Annotated in this window: 13 protein-coding genes; 8 read left to right on the top strand and 5 right to left on the bottom strand. The window is 55.2% G+C overall.

The genetic code is table 11. The annotated features are described in order from the left end of the window. Positions 1–140: 140 nt before the first annotated feature. From MCM46_03035 to MCM46_03025, 3 genes are all read left to right on the top strand, one after another. Positions 141–902: an alpha/beta fold hydrolase gene (locus MCM46_03035; GenBank protein ID MCG3110779.1), complete on the top strand. Its 762-nt coding sequence runs from the start codon at positions 141–143 to the stop codon at positions 900–902. A gap of 50 nt (positions 903–952) precedes the next feature. Next, a complete protein-coding gene (locus MCM46_03030) occupies positions 953–1768 on the top strand; it encodes a zf-HC2 domain-containing protein (GenBank protein MCG3110778.1) in 816 nt (271 codons plus the stop codon). 162 nt (positions 1769–1930) lie between these two features. Then, on the top strand, positions 1931–3394 hold the full coding sequence (locus MCM46_03025; GenBank protein ID MCG3110777.1) for a VanZ family protein: 1464 nt from the start codon (positions 1931–1933) through the stop codon (positions 3392–3394). Here the strand turns inward: MCM46_03025 and MCM46_03020 are convergent. Then, positions 3391–4188 (bottom strand): PhzF family phenazine biosynthesis protein, encoded by a 798-nt coding sequence (locus MCM46_03020; GenBank protein MCG3110776.1) that lies wholly within the window; start codon positions 4186–4188, stop codon positions 3391–3393. The two genes, MCM46_03025 and MCM46_03020, sit on opposite strands and share 4 nt — an antisense overlap. A gap of 147 nt (positions 4189–4335) precedes the next feature. On the opposite strand from MCM46_03020, the gene tadA reads away from it, so the two are divergent. After that, on the top strand, positions 4336–6225 hold the full coding sequence (gene tadA, locus MCM46_03015) for a Flp pilus assembly complex ATPase component TadA (GenBank protein ID MCG3110775.1): 1890 nt from the start codon (positions 4336–4338) through the stop codon (positions 6223–6225). Positions 6226–6309: 84 nt separating this feature from the next. On the opposite strand, the gene MCM46_03010 is transcribed toward tadA, so the two are convergent. Both MCM46_03010 and MCM46_03005 read right to left on the bottom strand, forming a co-directional pair. Next, the gene (locus MCM46_03010) at positions 6310–6606 is read right to left on the bottom strand and encodes an ATP-dependent Clp protease adaptor ClpS (GenBank protein ID MCG3110774.1); all 297 of its coding nucleotides are present in this window, start codon (positions 6604–6606) and stop codon (positions 6310–6312) included. A 2-nt stretch (positions 6607–6608) separates the two neighbouring features. Then, positions 6609–8687 (bottom strand): thioredoxin domain-containing protein, encoded by a 2079-nt coding sequence (locus tag MCM46_03005; GenBank protein ID MCG3110773.1) that lies wholly within the window; start codon positions 8685–8687, stop codon positions 6609–6611. A 202-nt stretch (positions 8688–8889) separates the two neighbouring features. On the opposite strand from MCM46_03005, the gene MCM46_03000 reads away from it, so the two are divergent. Then, positions 8890–9786, top strand: coding sequence for an anti-sigma factor (locus MCM46_03000; GenBank protein MCG3110772.1), 897 nt, complete (start codon positions 8890–8892; stop codon positions 9784–9786). A gap of 80 nt (positions 9787–9866) precedes the next feature. On the opposite strand, the gene MCM46_02995 is transcribed toward MCM46_03000, so the two are convergent. Continuing rightward, the gene (locus MCM46_02995; GenBank protein MCG3110771.1) at positions 9867–10214 is read right to left on the bottom strand and encodes a thioredoxin; all 348 of its coding nucleotides are present in this window, start codon (positions 10212–10214) and stop codon (positions 9867–9869) included. Positions 10215–10323: 109 nt separating this feature from the next. On the opposite strand from MCM46_02995, the gene MCM46_02990 reads away from it, so the two are divergent. After that, positions 10324–10554, top strand: coding sequence for a hypothetical protein (locus MCM46_02990; GenBank protein ID MCG3110770.1), 231 nt, complete (start codon positions 10324–10326; stop codon positions 10552–10554). 54 nt (positions 10555–10608) lie between these two features. On the opposite strand, the gene MCM46_02985 is transcribed toward MCM46_02990, so the two are convergent. Beyond that, complete coding sequence (locus tag MCM46_02985; GenBank protein MCG3110769.1) at positions 10609–11106, bottom strand: hypothetical protein; 498 nt, start codon at positions 11104–11106, stop codon at positions 10609–10611. Between the two features lie 197 nt (positions 11107–11303). Here MCM46_02985 and ligD point away from each other — a divergent pair, with 197 nt between their 5' ends. Beyond that, positions 11304–13769 (top strand): DNA ligase D, encoded by a 2466-nt coding sequence (gene ligD, locus MCM46_02980; GenBank protein MCG3110768.1) that lies wholly within the window; start codon positions 11304–11306, stop codon positions 13767–13769. 15 nt (positions 13770–13784) lie between these two features. Beyond that, positions 13785–14603 carry a Ku protein gene (locus MCM46_02975; GenBank protein MCG3110767.1) on the top strand — a complete coding sequence of 273 codons (819 nt, stop codon included), beginning with the start codon at positions 13785–13787 and terminating at the stop codon, positions 14601–14603. The last annotated feature ends 75 nt before the right edge of the window (positions 14604–14678 follow it).

Below are 14678 nucleotides of genomic sequence, written 5' to 3'. Positions count from 1 at the left end.
CTTCTCCAAGCCGCCATCTTACTTCCCGTAGTATAGCATGTCAATTTAAAGTTGGCGGTTAAGAGGACAGGCTGCCTAAGTGTTGAAAAACCCCTGGGTCGATGTTAGAGTGGCCAATGATGATTGAAAGAAGAATTAGATTGCGGAATGGGTCCATTCGGTATCTGGAAGGAGGAGAAGGTGAACCGATCCTTCTTCTTCCCTCCGCCGCCGGGCGTGCCGCCGAATACCGGGAGGTCCTTCCGCTTCTTTCAAAAGCGTTTCATGTTTATGCCCTCGACTATCCCGGCTTCGGCCAATCCGATTCCCTCCCTTCCATTGAGGGGACCGAAGATCTCGCGAGGTTCGTGATCGATTGGATGGATGCCGTCGGCCTTCAGCGCTGCCATCTGGTCGGATTTTCCCTCGGCGGATGGATTGGTCTGCTTTTGGCCCTCTCCCACCTGGAGCGATTCCAAACCCTCATCCTGATCGCCGCTTCCGGCGGACGTCTTCCCGGAGTTCCGATCGTCAGCCCGTCCGGGATGAATTTCAAAGAGATCCTCAATCGATTTTATCATCGCCCGGAAATTCGAGAAAAATTGGCCCGACATAAACTGACGCCGGCGGAGAGAGAGGAGATCCTCCGGTCTTCTCGGGCCCTTGCCGGTCTGGTTGAACGAAAAAAAGTGGTCCCGGAGCTTCACAACCGGCTTCACGAGATCCGGATGCCGACCTTAATTATTAGTGCCGACCACGATCGGGCGATTCCGGCGATATACCAAGAACGTCTCCATTCGGGTATACTTGGATCAAAGCTCTCGGTCTTTAGGGAAACCGGCCATGCCGTTCCGGCGGAGCGGCCGATGGAACTGGCGGGTGAAATAGAGAAATTTATCGCGGAAACTTCCGAAAAACATTGACTTAAAAGTCTGGAAGACAATGAGCCGTTCAGGCATCGCTGGGATAAAAGATGAAGTGCCGAGAGATTGAGGAAGACCTCTCCGCCTATCTTGCTGAAGAGGCCGATCCAGCCCTCTGCCGATCGATTAAGGCGCACCTGAAGGGGTGTAAAAAATGTCGGAGCCGTATTGCGGCCTTGAAGGCGGAGAAAGGGGGTCCAAAAAAGGCGAAGGAGGTTGCAATTTCGTCGGAGAAGATGGTCTCTCCCCCGCAGGAGCGCTCCTCCGGTTTTCCATCCACTTCTGGAATGCTCTCCGCTCTGTGGCATCGCCCCGTTGAGATAACTGTGACGATCGTGTTGATCGGCGGGACCCTTTTCCTCTATCAACGGGGAGCGTCCGATCTGAAGGCCGATTTCTCAATGACGGAAAATGGCGCTGCGCCGGCCGCAGAGACGGTGGCCCTCTCCGCTCCCGCCGAAAACCACGGAGGTACACAGGAGAAGGAAACGCCGACCTCTCCCCCTCCATCATCGCAAACCGCGCCGGCCGATCCGCCGGCCCCGATGCCGATGAAGGTTCACAACGAAACGGCCCAACCCCTTTCGATGGAGGCCCGTCGGCAGGCCGCACTTCCGCAGCCGTCCGAGGTCAAGCTGCTCCTGATTTCCAGGAGCATTAAAGAGGCGGCCGATGCGGTGGCTTCTCAGGGGAAAGTGCTCAGCAAAAAAGGGGATGAGATGGAGGCCAAGGTGGTGCTGCTTATCCCCGCCGAACGTTATGAGCGCTTTTCCCGATCGCTCCAATCGCTTGGACTGCTCAAAGAGATTTCCAAAAAACCGCCTCCCGCCGAGGGATCTTTGAAAGTGGAGGTGACGATTGAATAAGGAGTGTCCGATCCACTTTACCTTCCTGTTTTTGTCTGTTACAACTCCCTAAACGAAAGATTTTTTTATTTTGTTGCGCTCGCTTCGAGTGAGAAGTATTGTTGCGAGAAATTCATCGTTTGCCGGTGAAGGGTCGACGCGAGGATGGACAGGAACGAATCGATGCGTAGAGTCTGGTTGATCGGCTTGGTTTTTTACCTCCTCTACATCGGGGCGGTGACCCTTGCCCCTTTTGATTTTCAGTTCATCTCGCAGCCCCACCGATGGGAAAAATCAGTTCTCTTTTCATCCTCCGATGTCGCGGTCAACCTCCTTCTTTTTCTTCCTTTAGGAGGATTGCTTTATGGTTTCCTTCCGGCCCGGCCGGGTCGGTCTCGTCTGATGCCGGCGCTCCTGATCTCCGCGGCGGTCAGCCTTTCAGTGGAGACGATGCAGCTCTTTCTACCGGAGCGGTTTCCTTCGTTTAGCGACCTATTCTCCAATACCCTTGGAGGAGGGGCCGGTTTTCTTTTGTTCAAGACGATGGCCGATCGAGGGTGGCTCGATTGGATTTGGGATTATCGACGGCGATTGGCGCAGCTAGGGTTTCTCTTTTATGCCGGATTTCTCCTTTTTCTGGCGGCATTCTCATGGGAAAAGCTGGACCGATGGGATCCGGGGGCACTCCTCTGGGTCGGTGTCGACCCGGAAATGGAAGACGGCTGGAAAGGGAAAGTTTTTTTCTTGGCTGTTTATGATCAGGCGTTTGATCCGGCGACGATCGAACGGCATTACCGGACCGGTGCTTCTTTTCGGTCTGAGATCCATCTTCAGCAAAACCCGATCGTCCTCTATCCCTTCGATGAGGGGAAGGGGAGCACCCTTCATGACCGCGCCGGAGTACTCCCTCCGCTCGATCTGGAATTATCCAATTCCGGCAGAGGAAGGTGGCTCTCTCCATTTGGTTATGCGTTCAACCGGTCGGCCGCGTTCATCAGCCGGGAACCGGCGGAAAAGATCCGGCAGAGAATTTCAAACAGACATCAATTTACGATAGAGGCCTGGGTTGAGATGGGACAGATTCGTTATGGAGATGTAGGACGGCTGATCTCATTGGCCAAGACGCCCGATCTCGATTACTTCTTGCTGCAGCAGCAGGGAATCGATTTGGGTTTTGAGGTTCGAAACCGCGTCAAGACCGGATTTCCAAACCTGGGAGATATCGAAACAACCCAATTGCCGTTTCAGTCCGGGCCGGTCCATCTTATTTCCGTCTACGATCGAGGGGAGATACGGCTCTATTTGAATGAGGTACAGGTGGCCGCGGCCATTTTAACCGACGGTCTCTTCCTCCTGACCGACTCTCTTGCGTTGAGAACGACGGTCGAGGGCGAGCGGGGCTTATTCGGATTCCTCCTCTTTCTTCCCGTCGGTTGTTTCGCGGCGCTCTCTACTCGCGTCCAATCGACAACAAGGTTCTTGACGGTCGCCCTGGCGGGATTGGTTGTCCTCATGGTGATCCATTTTCTGCAAAGCCGGCATGATCCTCTGTTTTTCACCGGAGGTACCATCCTCGTCCCGGCTTTCGCAATCCTTTTGGGGGTCCTTCTGGGAAAATCGGCGCAGGGGAGGATGAAAGAACCTTAAGGGAGCGAGAGGAGCGTCCCGCGCGAAACGGTGACCGCCTTTCCGCCGAGATATACACGATCTCCGGCCGAACGGACCCGGACGACCCCTCCTCGCGCGGAGGCCTGGTAAGCAAGGAAAGTGTTTTTGCCGAGCCGTTCTTTCCAGAAAGGACCGAGGCAACAATGCGCCGACCCCGTCACCGGATCTTCGTTGATGCCGGCCCGCGGCGCGAATGTCCTTGAGACGAAATCAAACCGGTCCGAATCCGACCGGCTCGTTACGATCACCCCGCGGCATGGCACGGTGGCGAGCAGTCCGAAATCGGGCTGAAGTTTTCGCAGGACCTCTTCCGATTCGACTTCAATCAAATAGTCGAAACGATTCTTGCCGATGTATTTCGGCGCCATCCCGAGCGCCTTCTGAAGGGCGGGAGGAGGAGGCGCCTCCTTTTCTGGCTCGGCCGGGAGATCCAGCTCGATCCACCCCTCTTTTTTGTCGGCGGTCAGAAGGCCGCTTTTTGTCTGAAAACGGGCCTGCTCATCCGGCTTCAGGATTCCCCATTCCCAGAGCATGTGGGCGCCGGCGAGCGTGGCATGGCCGCAAAGATCGACTTCGACCGTCGGCGTGAACCAGCGGAGCTGAAACAGCACTCCCTCTTTGAGAAGGAAGGCGGTTTCGGAAAGATTCATCTCCCGGGCGACCTTCTGCATCCAGCCGGCCTCCATCGGCTCGTCGAGAAGACAGACAGCCGCGGGATTGCCCGAAAAAGGCTGATCGGTAAAGGCGTCGACTTGAGCGATTGGAATCCCCATTCTGTCCCTGAAAAAGAAAGATTGGCGAAACGTAAGAGGGTGAATAGTCACTATATCCAAGCGATCGGGATCGATCAAGGGAAATATCCGCTTTCCCCGTATCCCGTGAAGTTGCGCATTATCCCATCCTCGGATAAAATAAACGTAATGAAAGAGCCGTCGTTCACAAAAAAACGTATTGGCGATCTTCTCTGCTCTTCCGGACTGATCACCGAGGCCGACCTTCAGATGGCGGTCGAGGAGCAGAAACGGACCGGCAAGCGGATGGGGGTCACCCTTATCGAACTGAAGCTTGTGACCGAGTTTGATATCGCAAATACCCTCGCCCATCAACTCGGCATTCAATACATCTCGCTCGAAAGCACCCCCATCGAGCCGGAGGCGATCGCCATCGTCCCGGAGAATCTGGCGCGCAAATATCACTGTGTCCCGATCAACGTCGATAAAAGGCAACTCTCGGTGGCGATGGTCGATCCCCTCGATTATGAATGCATCAAAGATATCGGCTTCAACACCAACTTGGAAGTAAAACCGCTGATCTCCACCCGAAAAGAGATCGTCAAGGCGATCGAGCAGCACTACCATCTGGAGGACTCGGTGGAGAATATCGTCGAAGAGACCACCGACGCCTTCAAAGATTCGTATCTTGAAATTGTCCCGGTCATCTCGCAATCGGAAGTGGCCCCTTCCGAGGATCTCAGGGATAAGAGCCAGATGGCCCCGATTATCCGGCTCTTCAATCTGATTCTTCTTAAGGCGATGAAAGCGCGGGCGAGCGACGTCCACATCGATTCGCAGCGGAACAAAGTTTCCGTTCGGTTCAGGGTCGACGGGATTTTGAAGGAGGAGATGAGTCTCCCCAAATGGGTCCAGGGGGCGGTTGTCTCCCGGATCAAGATTCTCGCCTCTCTCGATATCTCCGAACGCCGCCTTCCTCAGGACGGCGCGATCCGCGTCCGGCTCGATAACCATGACATCGACCTTCGAATCGCCACCCTCCCGACGCAGTATGGCGAAAAGGTGGTGATCCGGATCCTTGACCAGTCGGCGACCCCCGTGAACATGGAGATTCTCGGACTGTCCGAGAAGGATTACCAACAGCTTCTCCAATTCTCTCAGAAACGGCAAGGCATCCTTCTCGTTTCAGGCCCGACCGGGAGCGGGAAGACGTCAACGCTCTATTCCTTCATCAATCAGATCCGTTCCGAAGAGATCAACATCATGACGGTGGAAGATCCGATCGAGTACAACATCGAGGGATTGAATCAAATTCAGGTAAAACCCGATATCGGACTCTCCTTCGCCAATTGTCTCCGATCGATCCTCCGGCAAGATCCGAATGTCATTCTGGTCGGAGAGATCCGGGATCTGGAGACCGCGGAGATCGCTTTCCGGGCGGCGATGACCGGTCATTTTGTGATCAGCACCATCCATACCAACGACGCGATTGCGACCATCGTCCGGCTGCTCGATATGGGAATTCCGAGATACATCATCGCCAACACGCTGGTGGGGATCGTGGCCCAGCGGCTCGTCAGAAAGATCTGCTCAAAATGCAAGGAGGCGGCGCCGGTTTTCGAGGAGGGGATTCGGAAATTGAGCAAGCGGGCCTCCCCGTTGAGCCCTTCCGATTCCTATCGGGGGAAAGGCTGCGCCCAGTGCAATTTCACCGGATTCCGAGGTCGGACCGGAATTTTTGAAGTTCTTCCCTTCAGCACCAAAATCCGGGAGATGATCGCCTCGGGCGGAACGGAAGAAGAGATCCGTTGGGCCATCGAGGGGCAGGGGGTCACGACGATGGGAGAGGACGGGCTGACCAAGGTCAAGCAAGGGGTGACTACGCTGGAGGAGGTTCTCCGTGTGATCGAAGTGGAAGAGGAGATTCGCATTCTGTGCCCCGGGTGCCAAAAGGCGATCCATCTCGATTTCGTGATCTGTCCTCATTGCCGACATGAGATTCAATCAAACTGTTCTTGTTGCAAGAGACACCTGAAAGCCGACTGGTTGGTCTGCCCCTATTGTAAGAAGGAGAGATAATCCCAGGTTTCCATCTGAAAAAATAGACCCGCCGTCGGCGGGTCTATTTTTTTGCCTTGAAGGCGGAATGGATGTTCGTCGGAATTATACGGCCCGCTCGATCTCCGCTGTGAGCTCGATTTGCCGGAGGATAACTGCAACATGCTCGCAACGTTCGAGCGGGCCGGTAAAGCAGACCGCGCGGCCTTTGAGATGGGCCTCCAGCGTGATCTCGGCGGCGCGCTCCAGGGAGACGCCGGTCGCCTTTTGGACCTGGAGGATCACTTCATCGAAGCTATGAAAGTCATCATTGTAAAGAATGACATTCCAGGGAAGATCAACCTGCGTCGCCTCCTCCGAGATGGTTTCGACTTCGGGAAGATCGAGAACTTCCGTGCCCATAGCTAATCCTTTGCGATGAGCTGCGCCCGGATCGCCTCCCAATCGGTGAGCGGCGGAGAACAGGTAAAGTGGTGGCAAATGTAGACGGTCGGTTTTCCGTCGATCATCTTCTTCCCTTTGACCGGATCGGGGAGGGGAGTCTCCTGCGGTTGACCGGGGTCGACGCGGAAGAGAACCTTGTTCGGGAGGTAAAGCCGCTGAATGCCGGCGAGAAGCCGCTCCGTCTCGGGAGCCTTTGTGTCTCCAATGACGACGATCTCCTTCGGTTTTCGCAGGTAGAAGTCGGAGACGGCGATCATGTTGCCGGTGGCAAAGACGTTTTCCTCCATCGCTTCGGAGAAAAATTGGAGGGTCTTTTCTGCTTTGTCAAAATAAGAGGCCTCCCCGGTCAGGTAGAAGAGCCGGAGAAGACTTTGCGCAGCGACGGCATTTCCGGAAGGGATCGATTGGTCGGCCGACGATTTGGACCGGGCAATGAGCGGTTCGTGATCTTTCGAGGTAAAAAAGAACCCCCCCTGAGCGTCATCCCAGAACTGGTCGATCAAGCGGGTGGTCAGACCCCGGGCCCGATCGAGATGCGTTGCATCGGAGGTTGCCTCATATAGGTCGAGTAAGGCGTCGACGGTGAAGGTATAATCGTCGAGATAACCGTTGAGCTTGGCGACCCCTTCTTTGAAAGTGCGAAGCAATCGCCCTTCTTGGTAGAGGCGGGTCCAGAGAAAATCGGCCCCCTTCTGAGCGACGGCCAGGTAACGCTCATTTCGGGTGACATTGTATCCATCCACAAAGGCGCCGATCATTAGGCCGTTCCAACTCGTCAGCACCTTCTCATCCCGAAACGGTTTGATCCTTCTTTCCCGTTCCAGGAAGAGCTTTTTCTTCGCCTCGCCGACGATCCGCTCCAGCTCCTCCGTCGTTTTCCCCATTTCCCTGGCAAGATTGTCGAGCGGTTGTCGGATGTGGAGGATGTTTTTCCCCTCGAAGTTGCCCGCATCCGTGATCCCGTAGTGCCGGCAGATCAACGCGCCTGTTTCCTCTCCGACGACCGCTTTGATCTCCTGCGGGGTCCAGACGAAGAACTTCCCTTCTTCCCCTTCGCTGTCGGCATCTTGTGTGGAGTAGAATCCGCCGAGGGGGTCGGTCATCTCGCGGAGGACATATTCGAGAATCTCCTCGCCGATTTTCATATAGAACGGTTGGCCGGTTGCCTGGTATGTCGCGAAATAGAGACGGGCGAGCTGAGCATTATCATAGAGCATCTTCTCGAAGTGGGGGACCAACCAGTGATCATCGGTGGAGTAGCGATGGAATCCGCCGCCGAGCTGATCGTAGATTCCTCCCCAGGCCATTTTCCCGAGGGTATAGGTGACCATCGTCAAATAGGTCTCTTCGCCGTTTTGTTGGTAGTATCGCAGGAAGAGGTTCAGCGCCGGTGTGCTGGGGAACTTCGGGGCGCCTCCGAATCCGCCCTGTTTGGTGTCGAAAATCCGGCCGAGGCTCTCCGCCGCTCCTTCCAAAAGATGAGGGTCGATCTCTCGTTTTGCGGGGGCGGCTTTGCCTCCCGACATCTCCCCCAGCGCCGTCCGGACCTGCTCCGCCGTCTTCACGATCTCGTCTTGTTTTTCGCGGTAGGTGTTCGTGACAATTTCCAGCAGCTTGGAGAAAGCGGGAAGGCCGTAGCGGTCCTCCGGGGGGAAATAGGTCCCGCCGTAAAAGGGAACCTTCTCGGGGGTGAGAAACATCGTCAACGGCCATCCCCCGCCGCGCCGGATGAAGAGCTGAACGGCATTCTGATAAATCTGGTCGAGATCGGGCCGTTCCTCGCGATCCACTTTGATGTTGACGAAGTGCTCATTCATCCATTGCGCGGTCTCTTCATCCTCGAACGATTCGTGTTCCATCACGTGGCACCAGTGACAGGCGGAGTAACCGATGGAGAGGAGGATCGGCTTGTTTTCATTTTTGGCCTTTTTAAGGGCCTCTTCCCCCCAGGGGTACCAATCGACCGGATTGTGGGCATGCTGGAGGAGATAAGGGCTGGTCTCGTGAATGAGGCGATTGGTGTGCTTCGGCTGCTCCATCGGTTCCGTCCTTTTCTCTTAGGATTGAAGTCTCTTGGGGTCATCTTAAATCGTCCGGGATCGGTTTGTAAATACGGAAATTGACAACGATCCGGGCCGCCGAAGTAATCCATAGAGGGATAATGCAGTGGGGGGGTTCCTTGACAGGTTTCCAAACCTCGTCTACCTTTTACTCTAATTATTCTAAAATACGGAGGGACGGATGGACCACTCTGAAATCGAAGGGGAAACGCAGATCGGCACGTTTGGGGATATCGATCCTCTCAAGGCGACTCCGGGAAAGGCGACGGTTGAAAAGAAAGCCAAACCGGCGAAAACGAGCCGACGGTCCTATCAGTCGGTGTTGATCTCCGTTCTGGTGGTTGCCTTGGCGGGCTTCGGCGGTTTGAGCTATTTCAAGCTTCAAGAAGAGATCCGGGGAATGCATACGGTGATTCAGAGCCTTCGGACGGAGGCGGCGGCCCAGGAGAAAACCGTCGCCGCGCTGACGGGGGAGGTGAAAGGCCGTGAAGATTCCCTCCAGCAGGCGCGTGCAGAGGCCAATCAATTAAAGGGACAGGTCGAATCGATGCGGCTGGCACTGATGGAAAGGGACGGCCAGATCTCTCGGCTTCAGCAGACGGCCCAGTTCGGCGCCAAGCTGCCGAAAAAGACGCGGGAATTACAGTCGCAGCTCGTTCAAAAACAGCTCGAAAACGCCTCCCTCCAAAATGCGATGACCAACCAAACGGAATGGCTCCGGCTCCTTTCATCGCCGACAGCCGAGCTTGTCCGGATGACCGGATCGAAAGAGGCCGGAGGGGCGGGAGGGCTTCTTCTCTTCGACCCTGAAACACAGGCGGCGGCCTTCTACGGCTTTGAGCTGCCGAAGCTGCCGGCGGGGAAGATCTACCAGCTTTGGACCATCGGAGAGGCTCCGGTGAGCGCCGGGATGTTCCAACCCTCCAAAGACCGCACAGCGGTGATGAAGGTCCCAAAGATCATCAACCCGAAAGGGCTGAAGGCGTTTTCCGTTACGATCGAGCCGGCGGGAGGGAAGGCGCAACCGACCGGGCCGGCCTATCTGAAGGGACAGTTTGCGGAAGTCTCACCGTCTTAATTCTAAAGACGTTATGAGAAATGACAAGAGAGGTCCGAGACCGAGGCCGGTCGAGGACCTTTTTTGTTGGACTTTCTCGGTTATAAGATGTTGGCCGACCGCTCGCGAAGGGTGAGGGCTTTTTGGACGGCCGACTGGATGGCGCTCTTCTTTCCCATCCCGCCGATGAACTGAACGAACTTTCCCTTTGAAAAAAGGGCCAGGGCCGGCAGGCTGGAGATCTCGTACTCGGACGGGATTTGGTAGTTTTCCGTGACGTCCATTTTGTAAATGGCGATTTCATCCCCTCTTTCCTCTGAGAGCCGATCGAGCTCATATAATAACGCTCTGCAATTTCGACAGGTCGGGGACCAAAATTCCACCAAAACCGGCGTCGGGCTGTTCTCGATGATTCGATCGAATGAATGGTCGGTCGCTTCAGGGATCATTTTTCTCCGATACGACAGGTAAGCAATAAGTAGAAATTAACATTTTGCGATGTTATACTTCAAGCGTTTCGTCATTTATGTCAGGCAACAAAATTTTAAAAGAGGTGATATGGGTTCGATCAAGATCATTGGAATGAACGAAATGAATGCGATTTTCAGCGTGACCGACCGGCTCGGCATCTCGCGAGAAGCGATTGTCGTCCCGCTCGGCCCGGCCTCCCCGGGGCGGGTCCGCCGCCTTCCCAATGGAAAGTTCGAGATCACCGTCGACGCCGATCAGCCGATCGAGGCCTGGCTGCCGGCGATGGAGAAAGATCTCGCCGCCCTGCTGGAGGGCTAAACCGATCAAACGTAGGGGCGCAATTTATTGCGCCCTCCGGGCGGGCGTGATCAATCACGCCCCTACGGAAACCCCGCCCATTCCCGCCGGATTTAATTTTGACTGAAAGTACTTCTCTCCGGTCGAGGTCAGATACCAGCTTTTCATTCCCCGCTGTTTCTGATTCCCCTCCGCCAGCCAACCGTTTCGCGCGCAGCCGGCCAAGACATCGGAGAGGTTCTTCGGCTTCTCGGCGCGGCACTTTGAAAGAGATTCCGCGATATCCTGAATCGTGAACGATTGGACCTTTTCGCCATGAAGGAGATGATAGGCGATCGTGATCACGGCATCGGTATAGGCCTTGGGGTGCACCGCCGAGAAGAACTCGTTGATCGGAGGAAATGATTTCGGCGGATGATCCGAGCGTTGAATGCGCCTCACTTCCGGCACACTCCCTTCTCGAAGCAATTCTTTTAGAATCACCTGAAAGGCAATCCCGCGATACGGCTCATCCAATCCTTGAACGCAGTCGAGCGCTTTCTGTACGCGCTCCTTGATCAGATCGTTTTCCACGGCGCACCCTCTCCTAGAAGTTCAGGCTATTATATCCGAAAATAAAAGCAGAAAGAAACAAACAATACTAGTTTTCTCTAGTTTTCCAGCCGAGTCGTCTACTCCTTTAAGCGTATTCGGGCCAATTTACTCCTTTTGGATTAGACACGGCGACGGAATTGACCCGCGGGATTCAATCATTCTAGGATAAAACTAGGATGAAAAAGAACCCGCTTTCAGTCTATCAGCAAAAAAGAAACTTTCATCAAACACCGGAGCCGAGCGGGGTTCGAACACCCGCGCCGTTCCCTTCCCAAGATAATCGTTTCTCAATTCAGGAGCACCATGCGCGGCGGCTCCACTATGATCTCCGTCTGGAAATGGAGGGGGTCCTCAAATCATGGGCCATCCCGAAGGGGCTTCCCGTGTCGGAGGAGGAGCGGCGTTTGGCGGTCCGAACGGAGGATCATCCGCTCGATTATCTCGACTTCGAGGGGGTGATTCCGGAAGGAAATTACGGCGCAGGGAAGGTGTTCCTTTGGGAGATCGGAACCTATCAAGTCGTCTCCGGCGATCTGGAGAAAGGAAAGCTGACGTTCGTTGTGTCGGGTCGCCGTCATCATGGCCGATACACGCTGGTCCGAACGGATCGGAAAGGGGAGAAGGAGGCCTGGCTGATCATGAAGAGCGGATCACCCCTTCCCGAGGGGAATGATCCCATTCTCTCTCCCTTTGTTCCGATGCGCGCCGCGCTCGGTGAGAAGCCGTTTGTCGATCCCGATTGGGTTTTTGAGGAGAAGTGGGACGGGGTTCGCGCTCTGGCGAAGATGGTTCGGGAGGGAGAATCGATTCGGATCGATCTCTGGGGGAGAAATCTCTCCCGGTTCGATTCGCAGTATCCGGAGGTGGTCGAACAATTGTGTGAGCTGATGGCAGCGAACGGGTCGATCCGATCGCTGATTCTGGATGGAGAGGTGGTGGCGTTGGACGAAAAAGGAAAGCCCTCTTTCCAGCTCCTTCAGCATCGGATGCATCTGACCGATTCAGAAGAGATCCGGGTGGTGCGAAAGGACGTTCCGGTGACGTATCTTCTTTTCGATCTGCTTTATATGAACGGTAAATCATTGATGACGGCTTCTCTCATCTACCGGCGCGAGCTGCTCGCTTCGCTCGCCTTGCCTCATGGAACGCTTCGGTTGAGTCCTGCTTATGAAGATGGGGTCGCTCTTTTTGAGAGCCTTCGCGCGGAGGGAGGAGAGGGAATCGTCGCCAAACGAAAAGACTCGGTCTATTCTCCAGGGAGACGGAGCCGAGAGTGGATCAAGCTCAAACTGGTTCAAGAACTCGATTGTGTCGTGGCGGGATGGACGGAGGGGAGGGGGAACCGGTCGCATACAATCGGAGCGCTCCTTCTGGGTCTCTACGAAGGGGAGGCGCTCCACTATATCTCGCACACCGGAAGCGGATTCGATGCGGAAATGCTGCGGCAGGTCGAAAAAAAGCTCCGCCCGCTTGAAATCGATCAATGCCCCTTTTCAACCCGGCCGAAGACCAATGCCCGCCCCCATTGGGTGACGCCGCGTCTGGTGGTCCGGGTGAAGTTCACCCACTGGACCCAAGACCGCCATCTTCGCGCGCCGATCCTGCTGGGGCTCCGGGACGATATCGCGCCGGAGGAGTGCCGGTTTGAGCCGCGCGTGAATCCAGAGGAGGTCGTCCCGCAGAAAAAAGAAAAAAAAGAGATCTGGATCGGCGAGCGCGTCGCCGTTCAATTCGAGGGGAATCGGCTGGAGTTGGGCCATCTGAACAAACAATTCTGGCCGAAGCGTGGATATACCAAGGCCCATCTGATCGACTATTACTCAAAGGTCGCCCCCTTCGTCCTCCCTCATTTACATGATCGTCCGTTGACGTTAATTCGATTTCCGGAGGGGATCGAGGGGGAGTCGTTTTATCAGAAGGATTGGAAAGAAGCGGCTCCCCCCTGGGTCAACCGGGTGACGATTGAAACCGAGGAGGAAACGCATCGAAGGATGATCGTCTGCAACAATGCCTCCACCCTGGTCTGGCTCGCCAACCTCGGGAATATCGAGCTGCATCCCTCGTATAGCCGGGTCGATCCGGAAGCGGTTCTCGCCCCCCCCGATTTTATCGTTTTCGACATCGATCCTCCGAAGCGCGAAGGGAAAGAAGCGGTGGATTGGAAACGATTCGAACAGGGAGCGGAGGTCGCCCTTTGGCTGAATCGCCAGTTGGCGGAGTTGGGGATACAGCCGTATGTAAAGACGACAGGGAAATCGGGTCTCCATGTTTTTGTGCCGATCATTCCGATCTACAGCTACACCCAGACCCGCCGGTTTGCGCGCGCCATGGCCGAGCAGCTTCAGGCCGAGCATCCGAAGCAGATCACAACCGCCTGGCAGAAGGAGCAACGGGGAAAGAAGGTGTTGATCGATTTTAATCAGAATGCGGCGGGGAAAACGCTTGCTTCCATCTATTCGCTTCGCGCGGTGCCGGAGGCGACCGTTTCCTTCCCGATCAAATGGGAAGCGCTCCGGCGCGTCTCTCCCCTTGATTATACGATGGAGTCGGTCCCCGATTTGCTGACAAAATCGGGCGACCTCTGGGAGGGAATCCTCAAGTCGGCGCAAGATCCGATGGAGGCTCTAAAGAAGCTCCAATAAGCAAGGAGAATCACAATGGCATTTCGCTCATTTTGGAAGGGTTCTATTACATTCGGACTGGTGAACATTCCCGTCCGGCTGTACACCGCCACGGAAGATCGTCCGTTGAAATTCCACTATCTCCACAAAGAATGTCATTCCCGGATTCAATATCGTAAATATTGCCCGAGCTGCAAGAAGGAGATTGCACAGGAAGAGATCATCCGAGGTTATCCATACTCGAAGGAACAGTTTGTCCTGCTGGATGAAAAAGATTTTGAGAAAGCGGCCGAACAACTGGAGAGAACGATCGAGATTCTCAACTTCGTCCACATTCAGGAAATTGATCCGGTCTATTACGATCGGGCCTATTACGCCGTCCCCGAAGAGGGGAGTGCGAAAGCCTATACGCTCCTCCGCGAGGCGATGAAAAAGATGAATCTCGCCGCGGTCGGCCGGATTGCGCTCCGACAGAAGGGACATCTGGCCCTCCTGCGGCCGATCGAAAACGCCATCGGATTGGAGACCCTTTATTACCCTGAATCGGTCCGGACGGTGGACACCCTTTCAAAAGAGCTTCCGAAAAAAATTGAATTGAAGCCGAAGGAGCTGGAGATGGCGGTTGAATTGATGAAGCAATTGTCCGCCCCGTTTGATCCGGAGGCGTATCACGACACCCATCGCGAACAGCTGCTTGAGATCATTCATAACAAGATCGAGGGGAGGGAGGTGACGATCTCGAAGCAGGCCGAGGCCCCGCTCATCGATCTGGCCGAGGCGCTCAAGGCGAGCCTGAAGCGGACGAGAGAAAAAGCAAAAGGGAGAAAGAAAACGGAGTTACCGCAGGCGGGATAGGGACAGATTGAGCAGAGGATTGTATCAAAGGACGGTTTTCGGTACCATGGAAGTATAGAAGGGGCGGCGGCTCAA

The sequence above is a fragment of the Candidatus Manganitrophus morganii genome, assembly GCA_021651055.1.
Taxonomy (GTDB): domain Bacteria; phylum Nitrospirota; class Nitrospiria; order SBBL01; family Manganitrophaceae; genus Manganitrophus; species Manganitrophus morganii.
The sequence above is the reverse complement of the archived record's forward strand: the minus strand, read 5'-3'. Positions and strand labels throughout refer to the sequence as shown.